Source organism: Sphingobium sp. ZW T5_29 (assembly GCF_044987515.1).
Classification (GTDB): Bacteria; Pseudomonadota; Alphaproteobacteria; order Sphingomonadales; family Sphingomonadaceae; genus Sphingobium.
The window spans coordinates 29,870-53,291 of the sequence record NZ_JBJDRM010000003.1 but is presented as its reverse complement, the minus strand read 5'-3'; the positions used below and the strand labels follow the sequence as shown (position 1 = coordinate 53,291).

18 protein-coding genes and 1 tRNA gene are annotated in these 23,422 nt (G+C 57.8%); 9 read left to right on the top strand and 10 right to left on the bottom strand.

Annotated elements, in window-relative coordinates; translation table 11 throughout:
- Positions 1-87: 87 nt before the first annotated feature.
- Together ACI3KQ_RS02925 and ACI3KQ_RS02920 are read left to right on the top strand one after the other, a co-directional pair.
- Positions 88-1,005 carry a LysR family transcriptional regulator gene (locus tag ACI3KQ_RS02925; protein ID WP_404954620.1) on the top strand — a complete coding sequence of 306 codons (918 nt, stop codon included), beginning with the start codon at positions 88-90 and terminating at the stop codon, positions 1,003-1,005.
- A 71-nt stretch (positions 1,006-1,076) separates the two neighbouring features.
- Positions 1,077-1,958, top strand: coding sequence for a response regulator transcription factor (locus ACI3KQ_RS02920; protein WP_404954618.1), 882 nt, complete (start codon positions 1,077-1,079; stop codon positions 1,956-1,958).
- Between the two features lie 13 nt (positions 1,959-1,971).
- On the opposite strand, the gene ACI3KQ_RS02915 is transcribed toward ACI3KQ_RS02920, so the two are convergent.
- The 5 genes from ACI3KQ_RS02915 to ACI3KQ_RS02895 form a co-directional block, all read right to left on the bottom strand.
- Complete coding sequence (locus tag ACI3KQ_RS02915) at positions 1,972-2,880, bottom strand: bifunctional 5,10-methylenetetrahydrofolate dehydrogenase/5,10-methenyltetrahydrofolate cyclohydrolase (RefSeq protein WP_404954617.1); 909 nt, start codon at positions 2,878-2,880, stop codon at positions 1,972-1,974.
- 2 nt (positions 2,881-2,882) lie between these two features.
- Positions 2,883-3,767 (bottom strand): formyltetrahydrofolate deformylase, encoded by an 885-nt coding sequence (gene purU / locus ACI3KQ_RS02910; RefSeq protein ID WP_404954615.1) that lies wholly within the window; start codon positions 3,765-3,767, stop codon positions 2,883-2,885.
- 42 nt (positions 3,768-3,809) lie between these two features.
- On the bottom strand, positions 3,810-4,739 hold the full coding sequence (locus ACI3KQ_RS02905) for an electron transfer flavoprotein subunit alpha/FixB family protein (RefSeq protein WP_404954614.1): 930 nt from the start codon (positions 4,737-4,739) through the stop codon (positions 3,810-3,812).
- Position 4,740: 1 nt separating this feature from the next.
- Positions 4,741-5,487, bottom strand: coding sequence for an electron transfer flavoprotein subunit beta/FixA family protein (locus tag ACI3KQ_RS02900; RefSeq protein WP_404954613.1), 747 nt, complete (start codon positions 5,485-5,487; stop codon positions 4,741-4,743).
- 76 nt (positions 5,488-5,563) lie between these two features.
- Positions 5,564-8,014 (bottom strand): FAD-dependent oxidoreductase, encoded by a 2,451-nt coding sequence (locus tag ACI3KQ_RS02895; RefSeq protein ID WP_404954612.1) that lies wholly within the window; start codon positions 8,012-8,014, stop codon positions 5,564-5,566.
- 640 nt (positions 8,015-8,654) lie between these two features.
- On the opposite strand from ACI3KQ_RS02895, the gene ACI3KQ_RS02890 reads away from it, so the two are divergent.
- Entirely contained in the window at positions 8,655-9,899 is a 1,245-nt protein-coding gene (locus tag ACI3KQ_RS02890; protein ID WP_404954610.1) for a DUF3422 domain-containing protein, read from the top strand.
- Positions 9,900-10,185: 286 nt separating this feature from the next.
- A complete protein-coding gene (locus ACI3KQ_RS02885; protein ID WP_404954609.1) occupies positions 10,186-12,444 on the top strand; it encodes a TonB-dependent receptor in 2,259 nt (752 codons plus the stop codon).
- A gap of 85 nt (positions 12,445-12,529) precedes the next feature.
- On the opposite strand, the gene ACI3KQ_RS02880 is transcribed toward ACI3KQ_RS02885, so the two are convergent.
- The 3 genes from ACI3KQ_RS02880 to ACI3KQ_RS02870 form a co-directional block, all read right to left on the bottom strand.
- Positions 12,530-13,843: an APC family permease gene (locus ACI3KQ_RS02880; RefSeq protein WP_404954607.1), complete on the bottom strand. Its 1,314-nt coding sequence runs from the start codon at positions 13,841-13,843 to the stop codon at positions 12,530-12,532.
- 168 nt (positions 13,844-14,011) lie between these two features.
- Positions 14,012-16,264 (bottom strand): TonB-dependent receptor, encoded by a 2,253-nt coding sequence (locus ACI3KQ_RS02875; RefSeq protein ID WP_404954605.1) that lies wholly within the window; start codon positions 16,262-16,264, stop codon positions 14,012-14,014.
- 72 nt (positions 16,265-16,336) lie between these two features.
- Complete coding sequence (locus ACI3KQ_RS02870; RefSeq protein WP_404954603.1) at positions 16,337-17,170, bottom strand: acetoacetate decarboxylase family protein; 834 nt, start codon at positions 17,168-17,170, stop codon at positions 16,337-16,339.
- Positions 17,171-17,373: 203 nt separating this feature from the next.
- On the opposite strand from ACI3KQ_RS02870, the gene ACI3KQ_RS02865 reads away from it, so the two are divergent.
- The 4 genes from ACI3KQ_RS02865 to ACI3KQ_RS02850 all read left to right on the top strand — a co-directional run bounded on the left by ACI3KQ_RS02865 (position 17,374) and on the right by ACI3KQ_RS02850 (position 21,868).
- The gene (locus ACI3KQ_RS02865; protein WP_404954602.1) at positions 17,374-18,399 is read left to right on the top strand and encodes a helix-turn-helix domain-containing protein; all 1,026 of its coding nucleotides are present in this window, start codon (positions 17,374-17,376) and stop codon (positions 18,397-18,399) included.
- Positions 18,400-18,662: 263 nt separating this feature from the next.
- Positions 18,663-19,457, top strand: a complete 795-nt coding sequence (locus tag ACI3KQ_RS02860) for an SDR family NAD(P)-dependent oxidoreductase (RefSeq protein ID WP_404954966.1) — start codon at positions 18,663-18,665, stop codon at positions 19,455-19,457.
- A 60-nt stretch (positions 19,458-19,517) separates the two neighbouring features.
- Positions 19,518-21,032: an aldehyde dehydrogenase family protein gene (locus ACI3KQ_RS02855; protein WP_404954600.1), complete on the top strand. Its 1,515-nt coding sequence runs from the start codon at positions 19,518-19,520 to the stop codon at positions 21,030-21,032.
- A 50-nt stretch (positions 21,033-21,082) separates the two neighbouring features.
- The gene (locus ACI3KQ_RS02850; RefSeq protein ID WP_404954599.1) at positions 21,083-21,868 is read left to right on the top strand and encodes an acetoacetate decarboxylase family protein; all 786 of its coding nucleotides are present in this window, start codon (positions 21,083-21,085) and stop codon (positions 21,866-21,868) included.
- Between the two features lie 138 nt (positions 21,869-22,006).
- Here ACI3KQ_RS02850 and ACI3KQ_RS02845 read toward each other — a convergent pair whose 3' ends face one another.
- Positions 22,007-22,153, bottom strand: a complete 147-nt coding sequence (locus tag ACI3KQ_RS02845; RefSeq protein ID WP_404954597.1) for a hypothetical protein — start codon at positions 22,151-22,153, stop codon at positions 22,007-22,009.
- Positions 22,154-22,222: 69 nt separating this feature from the next.
- Between ACI3KQ_RS02845 and ACI3KQ_RS02840 the strand changes: the two genes are divergently transcribed.
- Positions 22,223-22,975: an SDR family NAD(P)-dependent oxidoreductase gene (locus ACI3KQ_RS02840; protein WP_404954595.1), complete on the top strand. Its 753-nt coding sequence runs from the start codon at positions 22,223-22,225 to the stop codon at positions 22,973-22,975.
- A gap of 316 nt (positions 22,976-23,291) precedes the next feature.
- On the opposite strand, the gene ACI3KQ_RS02835 is transcribed toward ACI3KQ_RS02840, so the two are convergent.
- A tRNA-Leu gene (locus ACI3KQ_RS02835) sits at positions 23,292-23,378 on the bottom strand.
- Positions 23,379-23,422: the final 44 nt, after the last annotated feature.

The following is a 23,422-nucleotide window of genomic DNA, read 5'->3' as shown; positions in this document are numbered from 1 at the left end:
ATTAGGGGATTCCGCATCCCGGAAGCAGTTGCTTTCGGCGGCCGCTTTGGTAACCTCAGGTCACCATCTACTCCTTGGCTGAACGCGATGAATTCACCATTGCCTCCTTTCTCCGCTCTCAGGGCCTTTGAGGCAGTGGGCCGATTGGGCGGTATCCGACGAGCAGCGAAGGCCCTTGGCGTAAGCCATGCCATTGTCAGCCGTCATATAAGGGGGCTGGAAGAGCGTTTGGGGGTTACCTTGCTGGACCGGGAAAGCGGGCAGCTGACAGCGGTCGGGTTCGATTATCATGGCCGTTTGGTGAAGGTTTTCAATGAATTGAGGGAAGCAACGGATGCCGTTCGGGGGAGGACTGATGGCAAGCTTGTGATATCCTGCGTCGGGGGGTTGGCATTGCATTGGCTGGCTACCCGGCTCGCAATGTCTTCGGGTCGGAACGGAATGCCGCCGGTCGATCTTCGCTCGGAAGAAGGTCTTCTTGACCTCTCGAACAACGCCGTTGATGGCGACATTCGATATATTGGCGATTGCCAGACGCTGGACCGGAAGCGTGGGGTGAGAACGCTTGAACTGGCGAGGCCGCATGTTTTTCCGCTGGCCTCGCCGATGTTCGTCTCTCGCTGGGGCGACAAGATCCGATCGGCTGAAGACCTGGCTACATTGCCGCTGATCGAGGAACGCAGCGATGTGGAATGGCGCATGTGGATGAAGGCGCAATCTATCGATCTTCCGCCGAACACCCCGACCGGCAGATACGGCCATGCCCATCTGGCGCTGGCCGCCGCGCGCGCGGGCCAAGGGATAGCGCTTGGCAATCACTATCTCATTGCCGAAGATCTTGCGGCGGGTAGACTGGTGAAGGTGGTGCCTCGTGAAAAGGAATTCGTGCCTGTGACACTGGGAGCTTATGTTTTCAGGGGTCCCGCCAATCGGTGGTCGGACCCATCAATCGTCCGTTTCAGACGCTGGCTCGCGGCGCAATTCAGTGCGGACCCGGCATATTGACGCGTCTTCAACAGGCTTGCCGGGACGCGTTTGCCTGAACATGTTTCGTTTTGAAGTCAGGGCAGTGGGAAATGTCTGAAATGTTGTCACTGGAATATCTGGCTTCCCCTGAGTGGAATGGCAAGATCGCCCAGCTTATCGCTTTGGAAGGTAAGGCGAGGGCAGAGGCGCTGTTCGACATGTTCTCGGCCGCGCTCCGATCAGACGAGATGATGTTGTTTCATTTTCGTGAAAATGTAGGACCAGAGGTCGTCGAACATCGTACGTCGAAATCTGTCAGGCAGCAGCAGATCAACGACTATAAAAACGGATTTTACCTTACCGATCCATTCTATCTTGCCATTGAGCGGTCCATCGAAAATCAGGCGATCAGTCTTAAGGACGTGGTAGATCAGGATGATTTTCAAACCAGCGATTTTTTCGTTCGGCACTATGTTGACACCGATCTTGTCGATGAGATGTGCTATTGCATGTCGGACGGGCAGGGTGGGCACATATTGCTTTCTTTCGCCCGGTCCCGTGACGCGGGGCGTTATTCGGATGAGGAATTGGAACTGGCCAAGGCGATTGCTCCGATTGTCTTCGGTACGCTTTCTTCGAGCTGGCGACATTTTGCCGACCCGAAACTATTTGCTCCTCCCTCGCCCGAAGAAGTGAAGCTGCACGACGATCTGAAAAGAGCCCGCGATAATTTTGGCCGTTCCTTGTTGACCGATCGCGAGTTCGAGGTCGTTCAGATGATGCTTAGGGGATATCCGATAGATGTGATCGCCAAACGGCTGAAAATGGCCGAGGGCACGGCGAAGGTGCATCGGAGGAATATCTACGCCAAGCTGGATATCAGTTCGATGGCGGAGCTGTTTTCGCTGTTCATCGACGTGGTTGGGGAAGTGAATGTCGGCCTGGATGCCGACCCGTTGCTCCAATATGGGCAGGCGCCCCGCAGCAACTAACTTGCCTGCGCGACTAAGCCACGCGAGAGGCGAATATGGTCCCCTGAACATCCGGTGAGGAACCGGCCGTCATCATGTTGGCTGCGCGGACGGTATTCGAAAGCAGACATGCAATGGTCATGGGTCCGACGCCGCCGGGCACAGGTGTGACGGCTGCGGCATGATCGAGCTCTGAAGTCACCGCATCACCCACGATGATGCTCCGGCCATCCTTGTCGACAATCTTGTTGATGCCGATGTCTATCACGATCGCTCCGGGCTTGACCCAGCCGCCGCGCACCAGGCGGGGACTGCCCGCGGCCACGATCACGATGTCGGCGGTTGAAACGATGGACGGCAGATTACGCGTGTTGATGTGCGTGACGGTGACGGTGCATTCTCTTTCCAGCAAAAGCAGGGCGACAGGCTTGCCGACGATGTTGGACTTTCCGATGACGACAGCCTTCAGGCCACAAAAGTCCTGCACCACACTTTCAAGCAGAAGAAGACAACCGAGCGGTGTGCAGGGGGTCAGCCCCTGAGTGCCTGTAGAGAGCCGACCGACATTCACGGGGTGGAAACCGTCCACATCCTTCGACGGGCAAATGCGGTTCAGCACGACCGTCGCGTCAATGTGCTGCGGCAGCGGTAGCTGGACCAATATGCCATGCACGGAGGGATCGATGTTCAGCGCATCGATCTCCGCCAGAAGGGCGTCCTGGGTCGTTCCGCTCGGCAGGCGCCGCTCGATCGACCTTATTCCGACCCGTTTGGAAGCCTTCAACTTGCGCGAGACATAGACATGACTCGCCGGATCATCACCCACCAGAATGACCGCCAAGGAGGGCGCTATGCCACAGCGCGTCCGAAAGGCGTCCACGTCGTGGCGAACGGTCTCCAGAATGCCCTCGGCCATCATTTTGCCGTCAATGATCTTCGCCATGGTTAGCCCACGCGATCGGCGGCGTAGCTGCCCGGACTGGCGGGAAAAACGATCGTCCGGTCGCCATTCACAAATACGCGATGATGGATGTGGGCGTGGATCGCGCGGGCCAATGTGCGGCTCTCCACATCCCGTCCGACGGATACATAATCGTCCGCGCTCTGCGCATGCGTGACGGCTATGGTTTCCTGCTCGATGATCGGGCCTTCATCCAGTTCCGCGGTGACATAATGGGCGGTGGCGCCGATGAGCTTCACGCCGCGCTTATGGGCCTGGTGATAGGGTTTCGCACCCTTGAATCCGGGCAGGAAGCTGTGATGGATGTTGATGACCCGGCCCGGCATCCTGCGGCACAGTTCGTCCGAAAGCACCTGCATATAGCGGGCAAGGACGATGAGATCGGCTTGCGTCCGCTCGACGATCGCCATCAATTCGGCTTCCGCTTCAGCCTTATTATCCTTGGTCACCTTGATATGGTGGAACGGCAGATCGTGACTCAGCACTAGATGCTGATAATCGAAATGGTTGGAGATGACGCCCACGATGTCGATCGGCAGCATGCCGATCTTCCAGCGATACAGAATGTCGTTCAGGCAATGTCCAAAGCGGGACACCATCAGGATGACCTTCATCCTGACCGTGGAATCATGAAACTCGAAATTCATATTCCATTCTGCGCCGATCGGTGTGAAACCCTCCGCCACCTCCGAAAGCGCCTTCCCTTCTTCGGAGATGAAGCTGACCCGCATGAAGAAGGTGCCGGTTTCCACATCATCGAATTGCGAGGAATCCGAGATGCTGCAGCCCTGACTTGCCAGGTAGCTGGAGATGGCGGCCACGATCCCGCGCTTTGACGGACAGGATACGGTGAGGATATCGGTCGTCACATTCTTCTCCAAAATTCTATGCCCAGTTGCCCGGCATGGGCTTCACAGCTTCGCGGTCAGTTCAGGGACGGCGGTGAAAAGATCGGCGACGAGCCCGATATCGGCGACCTGAAAAATCGGCGCGTCCACATCCTGATTGATGGCGATGATGGTCTTGCTGTCCTTCATGCCAGCCAGATGCTGTATCGCGCCCGATATGCCGACCGCGACATAAAGTTCGGGAGCAACGATCTTGCCCGTTTGCCCTACCTGATAATCGTTGGGAGCATATCCCGCATCGACCGCGGCGCGGCTGGCGCCCACGCCCGCGCCGAGCTTGTCGGCGAGGGGCATGATAATCTGTTCGAACGTCTGCGCATCCTTGAGCGCGCGGCCGCCGGACACCACTATCTTGGCGGAGGTCAGTTCAGGGCGTTCCAGCTTTGCGATTTCCGCACTCACAAAAGTGGACAGACCGGTGTCCGCCCCTATGGAAACCTCCTCAATGACAGCGGAACCGTCTGTCGTGGGCGCCATGGGGAAGGCTGAACCCCGCACAGTGATCACCAGCTTGGGATCGGTGGTTTCGACGGTCGCGATGACATTTCCGGCGTAGATCGCGCGGGTGAATGTTTTTTCTCCTTCCACGGAGAGGATTTCCGAAATCTGCATGACATCGAGCAGCGCGGCGACGCGCGGCGCCACATTCTTCCCCATGCTCGTCGCGGGCACGAGAAATGCATCGTGGTTGGTCATGAGGGCTGCCACCAGCGGCGCGACATTTTCCGGCAGCGCATGCTCGTAACAGGGGTGATCGGCCAGAAGGACCTTATCGATGCCCGCGATCGCCGCAGCCGCCTCTGCCACGCCATGGCATGCAAGTCCGACCACCAGCAAGTCGACAGCACCGAGTTTGGCGGCGGCCGTGACGGCGGACAGGGTAGCGTCTTTTACCGCGCCATTATCATGCTCGACCAAAATGAGAGTTCTCATCTCAGGCAACCCCCAGTTCCTTGATTTTGACGGCCAGAGCGTCCGTATCGGCGACTTTGATACCAGCGGAGCGCGCTGGCGGCTCGGCCAGCTTCAGAGTTTTGATATGCGGGGTGCAATCCACCCCGTAATCTGCGGGACTCTTGATCGTGACAGGCTGCTTTTTCGCCTTCATGATGTTGGGAAGCGAGGCATAGCGCGGATCGTTCAGCCTGAGATCGGCAGTGATGATCGCTGGCAGGGTGAGCCTTACCGTTTCCTGTCCACCGTCGATCTCCCGCGTCACCTTGATTGCGTCTCCATCGACGCTGATCCGGCTTGCAAAGGCGCCCTGCGGTCGGCCCAGTAGCCCCGCGAGCATCTGTCCGGTCTGATTTGCATCGTCGTCAATCGCCTGCTTCCCGAGGATGACGAGACCGGGATCGGTTTCTGCCACGATCTCTTTCAGAATCTTCGCGACGGCGAGTGGTTCGACGTCCGTGTCGGTCTCGACAAGGATGGCGCGGTCCGCCCCCATGGCCAGCGCCGTACGCAGCGTGTCCTGCGCCTTGGCGGGGCCGACGGACACGGCGATGACCTCGGCTGCCTGACCCGATTCCTTGAGGCGGATCGCTTCCTCAAGGGCGATTTCATCGAAGGGGTTCATGGCCATCTTGACGTTGGCAAGGTCAACGCCGCTTCCGTCTGCCTTGACCCTGGGCCTTACGTTGAAATCTATGACCCGCTTCACGGGAACGAGAATGCGCATGATATCCTCCCGGCGACGCTAAAGCGCCTTCAAAAAAAGGTGCAGCTGTTGTTGCGAGAATGCTGGCTTGGGCGGCTCACGCCTTGATGCGCAGGCCCTTTGGATCATACCAGGGGCCTAACTGCGCCTCCACCTCATGCCGCTTCCACGCGATCTCGACCTCGAAGCTGCTCGCTTCCAGAAACGCCTTGTCGACGCCATCCTCGTGATGGACATAACCCATCCCCAGCGAAGCCCCGATGCGATGGCCATAAGCGCCCGAAGAGATGTCGCCGACTATCCGGTCACCGATCCACAGCGGTTCGTTGTGGAAGACGAAGGGGGCATCGGGATCCTTCAGCTTGAACTGGACGAGGCGTTTGGTGAGCTTGCCTGCTTCCTTCTGACGCAGAAGCGCATCTCGGCCGATGAAGCCGCCCGGCTTGTCCAGCGCGACCGCGAAACCCAGGCCGCCCTCCAGCGGAGTATCCTCCTCGCCGATGTCATGCGCCCAGTGGCGATAACCCTTTTCCATGCGGAGGGAATTGAGGGCAAAGAAGCCAGCGTCGCGAAGTCCGAACTCCGTTCCCGCTTCGACAAGGACATCATACACATGCTGGGCGAACTCAGCCGGCATGTAGAGTTCCCAACCCAGTTCACCCACAAAGGTGACGCGGCTGGCGCGGACCTTCGCATAACCAAGGTCGATTTCCTGACTGGTGCCGAAAGGAAAGGCTTCGTTGGAGAAGTCGGCGGGCGAAATCTTCTGCAGCAGTTCGCGTGACTTGGGACCCATCACGGCCAGCATGGGCATTCCAGACGTGATGTCGACCACATGGGCATGCGCGTCATCCGGGATATGCCGCTTCAGCCAGGCCATGTCGCGGCGCTGGGAGGCGGCGATCGTGACGATCATGAAGGACGTTTCGGACAGGCGCGTGATGGTGACGTCGGCCTCGATGCCGCCCTTGGGATTAAGCCATTGGGTATAGACCAGCTTACCGACCGGGACGTCGATTTCATTGGCGGAAAGCTTGTTGAGCACCTTGAGGGCGTCGCGGCCCTCCATGAGATATTTGACATAGCAGCTTAGGTCGAAGACTGAGACATTCTCCGCCGTGTTGCGGCATTCGGCAGCAGTGTCGTCGAACCAGCTCGGCTTATGATAGGAATATTCCACTTTCGGTGTCGTTCCTGCGATGCCGAAGAAGCCGGGTCGTTCATACCCGTTCATTTCGGTCATCCAGGCGCCCTTGGCGATCAGGCGATCGTGGAAGGGGCTGCGGCGAACGTTGCGGGCGGTCTCCATCTGCAGGTTGGGCCAATGCATGCTGTACATTGCGCCCAGTGTTTCCGTCGTCCGGTCGTGAAGATATTTCTTGTTGGTCTGGAACGAGACCGTGCGACGGACATCGACATCGACCAACTCCACTGGTGGCATGCCGTCGTTGATCCAGTCCGCAAGCACCTTGCCGACGCCGCCCGAAGACAGGATGCCTACCGAGTTGAAGCCGCAAGCGGTGAACAGGCCGCGCACCTCTGGCGTTTCGCCCAGCAGGTAGCGGTCGTCGGGGGTGAAGCTTTCAGGTCCGTTGAAAAACAGCTGGATACCCGCGTTGGCTAGCAGCGGCACGCGGTTCACCGCGAGTTCGAGGATCGGTTCGAAATGGTCGAAATCTTCGGGCAGCGTATCGAAACAGAAATCGGGTGAGATGCCGTTCATGCCCCAAGGCTTGGCGTTCGGCTCAAAGCAGCCGAGCAGGAGCTTCCCTGCATCCTCCTTGTAATAGGCGTGTTCGTCGGTGACGAACATGACCGGCAGGTTGCGCGGAAGTTCCGGGATAGCCTCGGTGACGATGTAGAAATGCTCTGCGGCATGCAGGGGAAGGCTTACGCCGATTTGCGCCGCCAGATCGCGCGACCACATGCCGCCGGTGATGACAACCTTCTTCGCCCGGATTTCGCCTTGCTCGGTCATGACGCCGACGGCCTTGCCGCCTTCGACGATGATGTTCTTGACCAGGCATTGCTCAAGAATCTTGGCGCCGCCCATGCGCGCACCCTTTGCATAAGCCATCGTTACGTCGATGGGGTTGACCTGACCGTCATTGGGGAACCAGAATCCGCCGACGATGCCGTCGATATTTACTGGCGACCAGCGTTCCTTGATCTGGCCGGGGGTGACAGGTTCGACAGGCAGGCCGAAATTGCGCCCCATCGATGCGCCGCGGGCAAGCTCTTCGAGCCGTTCGGGCGTCTTGGCGAGGCGCAGCGAACCCCGTTGCATATAGCCGGTTGCCATGCCCGTCTCGGCTTCCAGCTGTCCAAACAGCTGCCCCGTATAATAGGCAAGCTCTGTCATCCGCCGATTTGCGCGGAGCTGTGTGACCAATCCTGCCGCGTGCCAGGTTGTGCCACAGGTCAGTTGCTTGCGCTCGCACAGAACTACGTCCGAAATGCCCAGCTTGGTCAAATGGTACGCTATGGAGCATCCTGCGATGCCGCCACCGATGATTACGACTTCGGCGGAACTCGGATATGACGTCATGGAAAACACTCCAGATATCTGCGATGTATCGAGTGCGCAGAGGTATTCACATGCGCATGTGAAGAGGTCGCCCGTCTCTCAAGTGATCGTCCGGCGACAGTTTGTAAGTTTTGGTCGGAGTGTTTGCCCGTCGGGCAAACTGTTTATCCGCTATTGAAACGACGCACCCATCAAGAGAAAATCTATTCTAGAGATGGCATAGTGCTGATGATGGACTGGTGTAACAATACCCCGCGCGGGGTAGTATCTGTGCAGGCGCGGCTGGGCGGAGCAGGGGCCGGGAAAAGGCAGCGCGAACGGCAAATGCGGTGGCTCTTTGCCGTCATTAGACAGAACTATGGCGTTGGTCTCTTGTGACCCCACTTCTCGCACGCCCATGCCTCCTGGGCGGCAATGGCTGAAGGTGAAGTCTGCGCCTGTAGTCCGGCATCTACTCCGATGAGGGTAGGAGCATGGCTAGCCCACGTCAGCTATGTGTCCGTCATGGCGGACGGATGGCGGGCTTTAGCGCCAAGAACTGATCCGGGACGCGGATCAAATGCGCACCTTTCCGTCTGACTTCGTGAACAGGGCAAATCTGTACATTCGTCGTTGCGAAAAAGGCGTTGGAAGAGGATGGCCAAGTGAGGGGGCATAGAGCGTGAGAGAACATGAGCTCCGCAAGCGGGTCGTCGGAGAAATGCATTTGCGGCGCTGGCCAAGGCTTTCAGCGTCGATGGAGATCGTGCAGATGCTGAACATTCTGGATGAAGGCGATCGGGCGCAGGAATGCGATTTCGTCGTTCAATTCAGCGGGAATCCGGCTTGTGTGCCCGGCGCCAGCCATGTTTCGGGAATGCTGCATGACGGGATAGCCTACACTTGGGAGCGCCACAGCGAAGCAAGCACCGTCACTCTTTTTATAGACCCCGGCCAGGCGAACTCGACGGACCACGCTGTTTCACAAATGGAAAAATTGCCGGGCGCCGCGATACGCGCAACCAGGATCCAGATCGTCGAAGACGAGGAGAAGGCTCAAACCCGCTTGGAGGATATGGCGTTCGTCGGCGATGAATTGGTATCCTGCCATGTGGGTGACGGCATTCGCATCTGGTCCGATTTTCGTATTGGTCCTGATGGATATGGCAGGCTTCTTGTAGCTGCAAACGGCGCCAGTGACGGCGACCTAACACGTGCCGTGCAGCGTTTTCAGGAACTGGGGAATTACCGTAATCTGGCCCTGATGGGCTTGCCAGTGGCCCAAGCACAATCGCGATTGCTGCACGATGCCGAAGCCAAGCTGCGAGACCTTGGCCAGATGCTGAGTCATCCAGAAGTCCGCGACGACGATCTACTGAACGAGCTGTGTCAGCTCTCGCTGGAGATCGGCGCCCTCGCCGGCGCAACAAACTATAGGATGAGTGCGACCGCAGCATATGCTCAGCTGGTTGATGAGCGGCTGGCCGAACTGGCTCCGCGGCCGATAAGGGGATGCCAGTCGCTCACTGATTTCACCCAACGCCGCTTTCTTCCGGCGGTGCGCACATGTGCGAGCTTCACCAAACGGTCGCGCCAGAGCGCCGACCTCGCGGCCCATCTTTCCAATTTGCTGAGGACCCGCATCGAAACGCGGATCGAAAATCAGAACGCAAGACTCCTGGCCTCGCTCGAACAAAACACCAGCATGACGCTGAGGCTCCAGCAGTTGGTGGAGGGATTGTCCGTGGTCGCCATCAGCTATTATGGCGTGTCGCTGTTGGGGCATATGCTTGAAGGGATAGAGCCCTTCGCGCCTGCTCTGCACGCTTCGGCGATCGTGTCCATTGCGACGCCGCTCATATTGGCTGGAACCTGGTTTTGCTTGCACCGCCTCCGCAACGCGGTGCTGCGGCAGCCAGGGGGCTAGGGCGTAAAGAAATCCAGAGCAATTGGATCGTAAAGCGCGGTAATAAAAGGGTTGGCTGCTTCCCGATGGCAAGCCAGCACTGTTCAGGCAAGCATAAGCTACCCTTCACAGGGTATTGTATAACAATTTCGTCAGCCTGATCCTCTGGGCCGTCTCAAATTTGGCGATCGGGACCGCGCCCAACAACGATCCGGGGGTTTATCCAATGGCTTATCACAATAGCTTCTATGCTTTGCAATCCTTGAGTAAAGGGCAAGATCTTTTCCAGACATGCGGCGTGCGCGCGATGCGGGCTTCGATAGCAGCGCTGGCGATCGGTATCAGCATGGTTCCTGCCTATGCTCTGGCCCAACAGGGTGGACAGGGCGCCAACGCGAGTGCTCACCAGCCCGATGGCCTGGGCGGTGACATCGTGGTGACCGCGCAGCGACGTGAGCAGCGGCTGGACAAGGTCGGCCTTTCGATCTCTGCCTTCTCGTCCGACCAGATGCAGGCGATGGGGGTCCAGTCGGCCACTGAACTGGCTTCCAAAGTGCCGGGCGTAGTGCTTGAATCGAGCGGCGGTTCGGGGCTGAACGGCAACCTGACGATGCGGGGCGTCGCGGCGACTGACTTTTCGACCAATCAGGAATCGCCCAACGCCATCTATTTCGACGATATTTACGTCAGCTCGCCCTATGAAACCAACTTCCCTGTCTATGATCTGGAGCGTGTAGAAATTTTGCGCGGCCCGCAGGGGACGCTGTTCGGTCGAAATTCCACTGGCGGCCTCGCCAATTTCATCACCAAGAAGCCGACAGAACAGTTTGAAGGATTCGTGTCGGCCACGATCGGCAACTATGATCAGAAGCGCCTGGAGGGCGCCGTCGGCGGTCCGCTGGACGACAAGACGCAGTTCCGCATTTCCGGTATGCTCGACTATTCGGATGGTTGGTGGAAGAACGCGACCGGTCCAGACACGAATGCGCAAAAATTCTTTGGCGTGCGCGCGCAGATCCAGCGGGACCTGAGCGACAATTTCAAAGCCTATTTCGCAATCTCCTATGATCGCAATCCGCGTGCAAGGATCGGCACCTATGACTCCCAGCCAGCCTATCTGGTGAATGGCACGCCGGAACTCCTTCCCGCCGACATCGATGCCTATGGGACCGGCCCCGGGAACGACGCCACGGGATATCGCGATCCCTATCCAGATGCGCGCAAGACGGCGTTCAACGCCGTCGGCTATCTGAAGAAAGAGCGTATTTCACCGACCTTGCGCCTTGAATGGAACGCCTCGGACGAAATTAGTCTTATTTCCCTTACCAATTACACAGATTTCAAATTCGCCTATGCAGAGGATTGCGATGGCACGCCCCTGAATGCCTGCTATTTTCCCAGCGGCCAGAATTTGAAACAATGGTCTGAAGAGCTTCGCGTGTCGAAAGTGGGCGACAGGTTTAACTTCACCGGCGGTGTATATTTTCTGGATATAAAACAGTCCAATTATCAGAACTATTCATTCCCTGCTTATGCTGGCACGGAGTTCGCGTTCGATGTCAGCAACGTCTTCGACCAGCATGTCCGCTCCTATTCGGCCTTCGCACAGGGTGACTATGCGCTGACCGATCGCCTGAAGCTGACCGTCGGCGGGCGGGTGCTGCACGACACCAAGAGCTTTTCTTCGCAGGTATATTATAATGAGTTGGGAGACGGGGTCACTAACACCGTCTACAATCCTCCGCTGCTTGGATATGATTTTTCGGAGGCAACTGTCGGTCGCGCCGCGAAGAAGAAAGAATGGCTGTGGAGCGGTCGCCTTCAGCTCGATTATACCGCCAGTGATGACGCGCTGCTCTATGCCAGCGTCTCGCGAGGCGTGAAGGGCAGCGGTTTCAATAGCAATGCGGGCGGGACGACTACGCTCGATCAGACGCCCTTTGGCGCTGAAACAATGATCGCCTATGAAGCAGGATCGAAACTGAAGCTATTTGATCGTGCCGTTCGCCTGAATCTCAGCACATTCTATTATGATTATTCCGACTTCCAGGCATTCCAGCTTCAGGGTCTGACATCTTTCGTCACCAACAATGATGCCTATATGTATGGTGGTGAAATGGAACTGTCTATTACACCCATGCGAGGCCTCGATCTTCAATTTGGCGTAGCAAATCTTCATACGAAAATTTACGATGTGAACACCAGCTACAGCGGCGTTATTGACCAGGGTGCGGTCAATGCACCCAAGTGGACGGTCAATGGCCTTGCTCGCAAGTCGTTCGACATCGGCAACGGCCAGCTCGCTTTCGTATATGATTTCAGCTATCAGTCGAAGCGTTACTCATCGGTCGACAACAATGCGATGAACCTTCTTCCCGCCGCTACGCTGCACAACGCTCGCGTAAGTTATTCGCGCAATGGCTTCGAAATTGCTGCGTTCGTGAAGAACTTTACCAATGCCGCAAAGCAGGTCTCCGCGTTCGATTATATCGCGCTGTTTGGAACCAGAATTGTCACCTACGTTCCTCCGCGTCGTTATGGCATTGAGCTTCGCAAAGATTTCTGACGTCCCATCTCTTCTCTGATTGGCGGCCCTCCCGGACTTGTTCGGCAGGGCCGTCTTTTTTCTGGCTGCGCGCTGCACCTGATGCCTATTCAGGACTGGGATGCATTCTCAGCTCTTGCGATTGCCGGGTCCGGTCAGCAAGTTTGAGCAGCCCCAACGCGACCGCGAGGATAGTGGCCGCGATCACGGGCATGTGCCACTTTCCCTCTCGCGCGATAAAGTTCTGAGCGACCACGAGAATGAGAAGCAGCGCTCCGGCAGCCGGTGGCATCAAATGTGCGAAGCTGGCGACGGATTCCCGGCGCAGGATCAGGATCGCGCCCAGGCTGATCAGGAAATAGGGCAGCAGCCAGAAATTGATCACGATGCTGGCCAGTGTGGTGATGGCCTCGATAGGGCTTTCGGCTCCGCTCAGCCTTATCAGCATCGGCACGATCGCGCCGATAACGCCGACCAGCAAAATCGCGCGGCGGGGGGCATGGCTTTCAGGGTCGATGATCCCGAGCGAGGCTGGCAGCATCGAATCCTGGGCCGCCGTCGCCACGATGCGGGCGGCGAAATTGAAGAACGCGATCGTCGATGCGACGACCGAGGCGCCGACCACAAGATCGAACTCGGCCGTGAGACCAGGCAGGCCCGCCTGCGCTGCAAGGACAGATATGGCGGTTCTGCCGGCGAGAATGTCGTTCATATGCGGCGCCAAAACCGAATATTGAAGCAAGGATCCCAGAGACCATGTCACCCCACATAAAAGTAGGGTGTAGGTCAGGATGCGAGGAACATTTTTCCGCGGATTCACCGTATCCGATGCGACCGAAGTCAGGCCGTCGAAACCGACATAGATCGCCATGCCCCATACCGCCCCCGCGAGTATTCCTCCGGCATCGAATTTGCTCGTGTTGAACTGATCGAAGAATCCGGCTGGATGGTTGGAGAAGGCGAGGAGCATTACCACCATGATGACCGGCAAGCTGATCAGGGCGAGCAATCCTGCGACGCGGGCGGACAAATCAGGGCCGCGATAAGCAAAAAATGCCGAGAAGGCGGAAGCGACGAGACTTAAGGCGCATTGCCAGGGTAAACTCGTCGCCTGGGGAAATCCGGTCTCGGACAGCAGGCTCGTCAGATAATATATCTCATCATTTACGATCATCGCGATCACGCCGAGATAGCCGAGCATGAGCGAGACGCCCACCACCCGTTGCCCCCAGCTGCCAAACGCGATTTCAGCGTAGGAGACGAGTGACCCGCTAACGACATACCGGCTGGCGAAAGTCGTGATCGCGCGCCCGATGAGGAGCGCGACCCCCAGCGTCATCAGCGCACTGATCCAGGAGCCAGCGCCTCCGAACTGAAGCAGCAGCGTCGGTACGCTCGCCAGACATGGCCCGACCTGCATCGCTGCGAAGCCAAGAGCTACCGCCTTTAACGGAGATAGAGCGCCGGAGGTGGCAGTGTCTTCCGTGGACGTTGTCAATGCTGGATCCCGTTTATACCAAAGGCTGATCGCTTCGGATCGAACCCTCTCACTCGTCTTGTTTTCCTGACGGCGAAATTAACGCGGATATCAGAAGCGGAATGAAATATCGGCGCCATAAGTCCGGGGTGCACCCGGTGTGGCGAGGTTGGCGTTCATGAAAGATTTGTAGTCGACGAGATAAGCATAGTAGCGTTTCTTCAGAAGGTTCTTGACCCATAGCCCAATTTCCAGGCCGGTATTTCCGATGGGCTTGGTGAGCCGACCGTTGACCAGCCAGTAGCCAGGTTGTGATATATCGGCTGTGTTGAAGGCGTCGAAATATTGAAGGCTCGAATATCGCGCGTCCATATGGATCGCGAATGCGGCGTTGGTGTCCTGAAGCAACTTCCAGTCCGCAGCGCCGTTCAGCGTCCATCGCGGCGCCGAAGTCAGCCTGTTGCCGTCGAGGACGACCCCGCTGAGCGTCAGATCCTGGAATTTGCCGTTGGTGTAGCCGATCCCCGCGCTGAGTGTCAGGTTCCGGGTGGGTGCGGCCGCCGCCTCCAGTTCCGCGCCCCATATGCGGCTGCGCGGCGCGTTCACCAGAATCTCCAGTCCCTGATCCGTCACGTCGAGGAACTGCTGGTTCTTATATTTGTAGTAATAGACTGCACCATTCAGCCGGAGCTTTCTGCCGAACAGCTCGCTCTTCGCTCCGATCTCGAAAGCGTCGAGGATTTCGGGCTTGACGATCGTGATCTCTGCGGGATCGAAATAGGCGTAGCCATTGAATGTGCCCGATCGATAGCCTCGGCTGAAGCTGGCATACACGCTGGTGTTGCTCGTAAGCCTGTAGCGCAGTGCCGCCTTGCCACTGAGATTGCGGTTGGTGAAGCGATCTTGCGGCGGTCCCTCTATGAAGGTGCTGACGCCATAAACCGGATTGCCGGTTGCAGGATCGAAATAGCCCAGATAGGCCTTATATTCATTTATGTCCGTGCGATCGTTGGAATATCTGAGCCCCGCCTGAATTTCGATTCCGTTGTCGAACTTGTAGGTCGTATGGCCAAATGCGGAAAGGCTGCGGCGCTTCATCCTGAACTGATTGGTATAAACGCATCCCGTCACATTATCGATCAGGCAGATCGGCGTGCCGCCAACGTCTTCGGAAAAGGAAGCGTAGGAATCGTAGCGGGTTGCGCTGCTGATTTTCTCATCAGACGCGGCGGCTCCCAGGAGCCAGGTGAACGGTCCCGAGCCGCGCGAAGCCAGACGAAGTTCCTGCGACCAGACACGGGCCTTGGCGTCGCTGCCATCCGCCAGAATGCCTTCAGGGCGGCTGTCGTCATCGCTATAGGCGCGAAAGCGGCCTTTGTCGTAGGTCGTTACTGACGTCATCCCGACGTCGGGACTCATGTCCAACTCAGCGCGCAGGATGACGCTGTCATTGTCAACCTTGAGATAGCCCTGGTCACCCGCATTCACATCGTAGAAGCCAAGCCCCTGATTGAAGATACCGGCAAATCCCAACCCTTCGGGGCCGACATTGGTCACCGTGTAGCCAGCAGGACGCGTGTCGGAACGGCTGCGGCTATAGCCCAGATTGAAACGGAGGCCGGGGCTGGGACGGAACGCCGTATTGATCCGGAACGCATAGCTGTCGTCGTTGGCGAAATTCTTGAGTCCCGGCTGAACCGCGTGGAGATAGCCGTCGGACTTACGGCCATCGAACGCGGCACGAATGCCGAAGACGTCTTGCACCGGCGTAAACTCGACGGCGGCGGTCAATTCCCGCAGCCCGTAGTTGCCCACCCCGGCGGTGACGAAGCCCTCCGCGCCATCGAGGTCGGGCTGAACGGTATAGATGTTGACCGCGCCGCCGGTGGTGTTGCGGCCAAAGAGCGTTCCTTGCGGCCCGCGCAACACCTCGACCCGGTCAATGTCATAGAGTTGCTGGGCGCGGAAAACACCCGCCCCCTTATAGTCCTCATCAACATACATCCCGATCGGGCCTTGCTGATGCTGCGAATAATCGACCAGCGAGACGCCGCGCATCGCGAATATCGGCTGTACTTCACCGAAGGGCGTTTGAACGGTCAGGTTCGGAACCTGGACCGCGAGTTGAGAGGCGTCGGTCAGCTTAAGATTCTGCAACGCACTGCCGGAAATCGACGTTACTGAAACGGGTAGATCCTGCATCCTCTCCCGCCGTTTTTGGGCGGTCACGATAATCTCTTCCAACTGTCCTCCCGCCGAGGCCGGAGGCGCCGGGGCCTCCTGCGCGTTCACGGCCTCCGTGGCGGTCAGTGCTGCGAGGACAAAAAGGCTGCTCGACAGCCGGAAATATTTCACCTGGCCCATCAGGACCTCCCCATTTTTCAAGAACCCCAACCTCCCTGCGTCCCAATAAGGATCTGGGCGCACCAGCGTGGATCAGGTGAAGATCCGTGCGCCCTTGTTAGTCGGCTCACGGGTCGCCTCATCGAAAATCCGGCCCAGGACATAAGGAAGATATGTCTTTCCGCCCTCAAGCCTATCGACACGTTCGACCAGGTATCCGCCGCCCCCATAGGTCATTGTAGCGCTGATTATTTTCCCTAGTTCAAGCGTATCCACCGGGTCGAAGCCATTGGGTCGCAGCGCGACGCGCACGTCGTTTAGCTCCTTCCCGTAGAGCGTGTCCCATCCATTGTTGAGCGTGACCAGGGAAGGATCACTCGCGAATCCCGATCCGTCTGGCGCGAAGTCATATTTGATGGTGAAGTAGCGGGAACGTTCGTCCGTGGTGGTTGGCAAGTCGTTGCCCAGGCTAGCCTCGATCTCGATAACTCGCGTACCGTGGCGCTCAGCCCACGCGTAAACCGTTTTGCTGTCGCTGTATATTTGGGCCGATCCGCGCTTCTTGGGATTGCCCCAGAATTCGCGGCCTGATGATACTTCATAGTCGCCGCTGACGATCTCCTGAAGGGAATATATCCCTTCGCGGCCCTCATGGACCGCCTTCATCACGATCCAGCCGATTTCCTCCTCCGCGCGAACCTCGTTTCCTTGTTGCAAGCGGCCTTTGAACGATTCGCGCATCAATCCGACGCTGATGGTGATCGTGGGATTTTCAGGAACGTCGAGGCATGGTGGCAGAACGGAGCGCGCGAACTTTGCTGTTGTTTCAAACTCGACATTTACGAAGCAGCTGTGCGTGTGGGTGTTTTCGCTATGGAAAATATCCAGGAAATTGCGAACCTGCTCTTCCGACCACACATATGACATTGAAATATTTCCTCGATATCATCACTGGATTTCCCGCACCTCGAATCTCCAGAAGGTGCGTTGGCTTGAAAAGCTGTCACAGCTTTGAGGATGTCGTTAGCCGTTTTCCGCAAGCTGTTGCGGGGCGAGTACGAATGTGCCAGCCTGATGCAATTGGGATAGGGGTGCGCGACCGCGCATCGCCCGCGAATTGAAGCGCGTAAATGGACGAATTGGATAGCATCGGCTGGCCTCACATCCGTCCTGCAAGGGGACGCGATCTGCCTTTGCCGTTGCCCCGGCGTCCTACATCCTTTCCCGACGAACATGCCGAAATCAAGGAGATGAACTGGCGCACGCAATATGTGCAGCTGTTGCCTGGCCTTTTTGAGGGCGCGCTCTTTGACATGGAAATGGCTGGCGTAACGGTAGGGCTGGAAGAATATAACCTGCCGATGGAGGAGATGTTCTGCGCGCCCCCCGGCAAATTCTTCTATTTCCGGGCGCGCTCCAATGGCGAGGCATTTTGTGAAGGGCAGGCGCTGAATGGAGAATTCGGACTGATATGCGCCGATGAGGCGTTACTCCACTTTCTGGTGCGCGGCGATTATTCCGGCTTTTATGTAGCGATAGACCAGGATTTGCTCGACGTTTTGCTGGCCGATTTCGACTGGCGGACATATTTCAAGGTCAGAAAATGGATTTCGGTGTCAGCGGAGCGCACAGCCATGCTGGACGTAGCCGTTTTTGATCTTCTGAAATGTTTGTCGGCCGATCCGCGCAACGCTGAACTGGTGGATCGGGGTGAGAATGTGGCGCTCGCGGCTGGAGCCGTCGTGGCTGACCTGGACATTCAGGCGAGCAGCAGGCCCTCGCTCGACACACGAACCTATCTCTTTCGAAAAGCGCGTGACTATATCCTGGACAGGATTACCGAAGACTTCAGCGTCGCAGAGCTTTGTGAAGCTTTGCGTGTCAGTCAGCGCACCTTGGAATATAGTTTTGCCGATATCACAGCACTAAGCCCGAAACGATATATTCTGACGCAAAGGTTGAACCGTGTACGTTCAGATATTCTCGCACAAGGTGCCAGGACCGACGTGCTTGATCTGGCGTATAAATGGGGCTTCCACCATCCGAGCCGCTTTTCCCAGCAGTATCGGCGTCATTTCCACGAACTTCCTTCTGCTACCAAAGGCCGCTTGATCGGCCGTCTCGGCAATGCAGAGAGAGGGAGGGTGTCCAAGTGAGAAAAAGGCCGAGGAACTTGGCCCCATGGACTCGCTGCCTTTGCCGAAGGGCAGAGCTTCGGTGATACCCTCGCAGAGGTATTGCCGATCAACGTCGCCACCGGCACCATCGGACGAATAAGCTATGGTTGTCTTCTAGTTGCTAATAGAAGTGGCCTTCCAGCAGCTGTAGCAATTTTCGCGGCCTTGAAGGCGCGCAATCTTAAAAAAGAACAGAGTTTTCATAACTTTGAAGCTAGAGGATCAGGCGGCGCGTGAACACAATGGATTTGTTCAAGCTCGATGGGAGAGTGGCTCTCGTAACGGGAGGTGCGCGCGGTATCGGCTTTGAGCTTGCTACGGCCCTGTCGCACGCTGGCGCGATTGTTTACTGTGCCGATATCGATGGTGCTGGCGCTGAAGAGGCGGCTGAACGGATTGCCGCGGATGGCGACTGCGCCGCCCATGGAATACAGGTGGACGTGTCTCAGGAGGCGTCGGTCGCCAGCATGGTTGATGCCGTCATGAAACGGCACGGACGCCTTGATGTCTGTATCGCCAATGCAGGCATCGCTGAACCGAACCTTCCCATATCGTGGGAGGACTATACGGCCGATCTCTGGCGTCGGCTGATCGATGTCAATCTGTCGGGTGTCTTCTTCACCGACATGGCGGCGGCCAAGGCCATGAAGGGTCGTGGCGGAGGCTCCATCATCAACATCGCGTCCATCGTCGGCGTGACTGCTGACTCGCAATGGGGCTGCATCGGCTACGCGGCGGCGAAGGGTGGGGTCGTGCAGCTTACGCGCCAGTTGGGGGCCATGCTGGCTCCCGAAGGCATCCGGGTAAATTCGATAGCCCCCGGTTATGTCGCCACAGGATTGAGCGAAGGCGAGCAGCTGGATCATCCCGATCCAGAAGTTCGCCGCCTCCAGGCCGAACTGTTGGCTCGCACGCCGATGAAGCGCTACGCCCAGCCGCAGGAACTGCGGGGCGCGGCTCTCTTCCTGGCGTCCGAAGCCTCATCCTACTGCACGGGCTACACCTATGCCGTCGATGGGGGCTGGCTCGGTGCGTGATCATGGGTGCGGGAGTGAAGAGCAGGCGAACTTCACCATAGTCTTTCTGGGAGTATTTTGATGTCGGGGTTCAAGCCATTTGCGGACTATAGCAACCATATTCTGGTGAACGGAGAGCTGCGGCGGAGTGCTTCGACGACTGCGCTCGATGTGATTGATCCTGCTACGGAACAGGTGGTTGCGAGCGTGTCGGACGCGACTGACGCTGAACTCGATCAGGCGGTCGCGAGCGCGAAGCAGGCGCAGCGCGCATGGCTCAAACTTTCGGCGCTGGAACGTACCGAAGCGCTTCATAAGGTCGCGCAGGCCATTGAGGACAACCGGCCGTTGCTGGCTGAATCGATGACTCGCGAAATGGGCAAGCCGTACAAGGAAGCCTTCGACGAGGTTACATGGTCCGTATGGGCATTCCGCTACTATGCCGAAGTGTCCCGGCACGATCATGGTCGTGTCGTTGGGCCGGTCGTGGGCGGCCATATGAACCTGGTCACCAAGCATCCACTTGGCGTCGTTGGCATCATCATGGCGTTCAACTTCCCCTACTGCCTCTATTCCTGGGAAGCGGCTGCGGCGCTCGGTGCTGGGAACGCCGTGATCTTGAAGCCGTCCGACCACACATCGGTCTCGTCGCTCCTGTTCCTCAAGACGATGATGCCGCACTTGCCGCCCGGCCTGATCGGCCTCATCACGGGTGGCGTTCGCGTCGGCACCGCGATGGTCGCGCATAAGGATATTCATGGCATCGCCTTCACTGGCAGCGTGGGCGCGGGCAGGGCCGTCGCGAAGGGATGCGCCGAAAATTTCAAGAAGGCTCTGATCGAAACGTCGGGCAACGATCCGTTCATCGTCATGCCGTCGGCCAATCTCGACATTGCCGCGCGCGCCGCCGTCTTTGCCGCCAATCTCAATGCGGGTCAGGTTTGCACGTCGGGCGAGCGCTTTTATATCCATCAGGACATCCACGATGCCTTCATCGACAAGGTGGTCGGACTGACGCGGAAGATCCGTATCGGCAACGGCCTGGACAAGGTCGATATGGGTCCGATGGTGTCGGAGCGCGAACGGAGCCGCTACGAAGGACTGGTCTCGCGCGCGATCGAGGCGGGAGCCCGGGTGGCGACCGGCGGCGCCCGTCCGTCTCACCTCAACGCTGGCTACTTCGTCGAACCCACGGTCTTGACGGAGGTCCAACCGGACGCCGAAATCCTGAATGTTGAAAGCTTCGGTCCGGTGATGTCCGTCTGCCGCGTCGCTGATTTCGACGAAGCGCTCACGCTCGCCAATCGGTCGGACTATGGCCTGGGATCGACGGTCTACACCACGGACCTTGGTGAAACGCATCGCGCCATCGAAGAGCTTGAAAGCGGCATGACCTGGATCAATGCCCCGCTGATGGACAATAATGCTGCGCCTTTCGGTGGTCGCAAGATCTCTGGCATGGGTAGCCAGCTAGGAGCGGAGGGGCTGGACCAGTTCCGGCACTCGAAGATGGTGATGATCGATCCGAGCTGCTCGTCTCATGATTTCTGGTGGTTCCCCTATGCAGATGCGGAAGCGTTTGGCGGCGAGAAGTGAAATCCAATTTTATTTTAAATTCATGAAAGAAATTACAGAAAGGCTAGTCAATGAGCTTCGTCAAAACAGACCAGGAAGTCGCAGAAATTGAGAGCTTGCTGTCGAAGGGGCAGTTTACGACAGAATCCCTGACGATTGAGTTCAAGACCACGCAGGAATTTCTGCGTAAGGTCCTCCCGCCCTGTTTCGATCTTCCCGACGAACCGATCGCCTATGCCAACGTGTCGCATTGGCAGTCGGCGCTTTGCGGCGAATTCGACTGCGGCATCATCTATCTGTCGTGCAAATATAAGGGTGAAGCTGGCACCACCATGCTGACCTTGTTCGTCAGCGGCGATATGCCTGTCACCATCGGGCGTGAGATGTGGGGTGAAGGCAAAAAGACCGGTAATGCTCGCCTGTATGTCGATGGTCATGAAGTTTACGCCTATGCTGAACGCAACGGTGTGCGCCTGATAGAAATTCAGGCCGAACTCGGTGCTGACCTTGGCCCGGCGCAAAACAACGTCAAGGATTTCGAGCTGAAGGCGCAGCCGCACACGACCGGCAAGGGCTTCCAGAACAAGGTGGTTTTGAGCTGCCTTGATACGGCGGAGGACTTCCGTGTCACGCGGCAGGGCACGGGCATGCTCAAGCTCGCCGGCACTGCGGTCGATCCGCTCGACACCATACCGGTGGTCGAAGTGGGCGGTGTTTCCTATGGTGAAGGCGCCTCCTGCTGGACCATACCTTTCTGGGAAGAACTGGATGACGGTCATGACTATCGTCCGTATATCTACGGTCAGAAATATGACGACTTCCGGTTGTTCAACAAGGCTCGCCGCTTCATCAGGTAAGAAGGGAGGCGCCTTGGACATCGTGCAAAAGTGGCCGCCGGTTTTGCGCGAGCCGAAACAAAATTAGCGTGGCGGGCTGCGTCTGATTTGATGCAGCCCGTTCTAAGCCCCCGCGCTGACGGACGCCGAACGGAGTGATCAGGTGATAGAGAAAAAGCCGACCGTGACCTCTGCTATCAGATCGTCTTGGCCATCAGAAACCGTTGATGCTGATTCCGGTGTAGGGATGGTCTTCTCCTTCATGGGCGCGGCAATGGCGGTCGATCCAGTCAGGGCGCGGATCATGGTACGCCTGCCCAGTCAGCTGTGTAGCGCGGGATTCTTGACCTCCCACGAGTAAAAGGAAGGGCCTCGATGGAAATTTCAGTAGTCACCGGGGCAGGCTCAGGCATCGGCGCTGGCGTCGCCATGAAGCTTGCCGCACGCGGGAGCTTCATCGCTCTGGCCGACCGAAATGCCGATGGAGTCAGGGGGACGCTTGAGCAGATCGAACGCGCTGGCGGACAGGGCATAGCGGCGACTGTTGATGTGACCGACGAAAATCAACTTGCCGGTTTCATCCAAAGCGTCGCGAAGGATTTCGGACGGCCCTCGACCGCGGTCGCCTGTGCGGGCATCGCGGCGACGGGCACGGTTGTAGATATGTCGGCCGAGCTGTTTCGGAAGATGATCGACGTCAATGTTACAGGCGTGTTCCTCTTCGCAAAAGCAATCATCCCATTCCTGGAGAATGGGGGTGGAACTTTCACCGCCATCGCGTCGGACGCTGGCCTGAATGGCTTCCAGGGCTATGCCGCCTATTGCGCGTCGAAGCACGCCGTCGCGGGACTTGTAAAGAGCATGGCGCTGGACCACGGCCCGAAGGGCGTTCGCTGCAACGCCATTTGCCCCGGATATGTTGAAACGCCGATGCTCGATCAGTTGCTGGCGGAAATTGGTTGGGCATTCGACGATGCGGAAAAGGCGGTGCCGTTGGCGCGTTTCGCGAAGGTGGATGACGTGGCCAATCTTGTCGATTTCGTATCGTCAACCCTAGGCGGATACATCAATGGGGCTCTTATCCCGATCGACGGCGGAGGCTCTGCCGGCCCCTTTGCGCCCGCGTGACGGCTGGGGTGACTACGGTCTATCGCGGGTGGACGCACCACGGATCCGCTTCCTGAGCAACGCGCTCCCCGCTGCATCCGAGCCATGCACCTGAAAACCGCCTTCGCGATCTCCAAACCAATGGCGCGGATGTGCTCCATGGACGACTTCTGATCATAAGCACTCGACGAACCTGTCTTGGCACAAGACGCCGCCAGGGGGGGGGTGGAGGTCCTAGCCGGACGTCACCGGAAATTTAGCCGCCGATCATCCGTCGATTTATGCTATGAAACCAGACGCTTGCTGGACGCTGCTGGACGCACTTGGCGTCAGAAAGTGGTGCCCAGAAGAGGACTCGAACCTCCACGACCTTGCGATCGCCAGCACCTGAAGCTGGTGCGTCTACCAATTCCGCCATCTGGGCACGGGGTAGGACGGCGCGATTAGCCGTTGCTCCTTACCCTGTCA

Bases quoted from the DNA above. Each gene is read 5' to 3' on its own strand.
- ACI3KQ_RS02925 (WP_404954620.1), top strand. From the start codon at position 88: ATGAATTCACCATTGCCTCCTTTCTCCGCTCTCAGGGCCTTTGAGGCA.
- ACI3KQ_RS02920 (WP_404954618.1), top strand. From the start codon at position 1,077: ATGTCTGAAATGTTGTCACTGGAATATCTGGCTTCCCCTGAGTGGAAT.
- ACI3KQ_RS02915 (WP_404954617.1), bottom strand. From the start codon at position 2,880: ATGGCGAAGATCATTGACGGCAAAATGATGGCCGAGGGCATTCTGGAG.
- ACI3KQ_RS02905 (WP_404954614.1), bottom strand. From the start codon at position 4,739: ATGAGAACTCTCATTTTGGTCGAGCATGATAATGGCGCGGTAAAAGAC.
- ACI3KQ_RS02900 (WP_404954613.1), bottom strand. From the start codon at position 5,487: ATGCGCATTCTCGTTCCCGTGAAGCGGGTCATAGATTTCAACGTAAGG.
- ACI3KQ_RS02895 (WP_404954612.1), bottom strand. From the start codon at position 8,014: ATGACGTCATATCCGAGTTCCGCCGAAGTCGTAATCATCGGTGGCGGC.
- ACI3KQ_RS02885 (WP_404954609.1), top strand. From the start codon at position 10,186: ATGCGGGCTTCGATAGCAGCGCTGGCGATCGGTATCAGCATGGTTCCT.
- ACI3KQ_RS02880 (WP_404954607.1), bottom strand. From the start codon at position 13,843: ATGCAGGTCGGGCCATGTCTGGCGAGCGTACCGACGCTGCTGCTTCAG.
- ACI3KQ_RS02875 (WP_404954605.1), bottom strand. From the start codon at position 16,264: ATGGGCCAGGTGAAATATTTCCGGCTGTCGAGCAGCCTTTTTGTCCTC.
- ACI3KQ_RS02870 (WP_404954603.1), bottom strand. From the start codon at position 17,170: ATGTCATATGTGTGGTCGGAAGAGCAGGTTCGCAATTTCCTGGATATT.
- ACI3KQ_RS02865 (WP_404954602.1), top strand. From the start codon at position 17,374: ATGGACGAATTGGATAGCATCGGCTGGCCTCACATCCGTCCTGCAAGG.
- ACI3KQ_RS02860 (WP_404954966.1), top strand. From the start codon at position 18,663: ATGGATTTGTTCAAGCTCGATGGGAGAGTGGCTCTCGTAACGGGAGGT.
- ACI3KQ_RS02855 (WP_404954600.1), top strand. From the start codon at position 19,518: ATGTCGGGGTTCAAGCCATTTGCGGACTATAGCAACCATATTCTGGTG.
- ACI3KQ_RS02850 (WP_404954599.1), top strand. From the start codon at position 21,083: ATGAGCTTCGTCAAAACAGACCAGGAAGTCGCAGAAATTGAGAGCTTG.
- ACI3KQ_RS02845 (WP_404954597.1), bottom strand. From the start codon at position 22,153: ATGATCCGCGCCCTGACTGGATCGACCGCCATTGCCGCGCCCATGAAG.
- ACI3KQ_RS02840 (WP_404954595.1), top strand. From the start codon at position 22,223: ATGGAAATTTCAGTAGTCACCGGGGCAGGCTCAGGCATCGGCGCTGGC.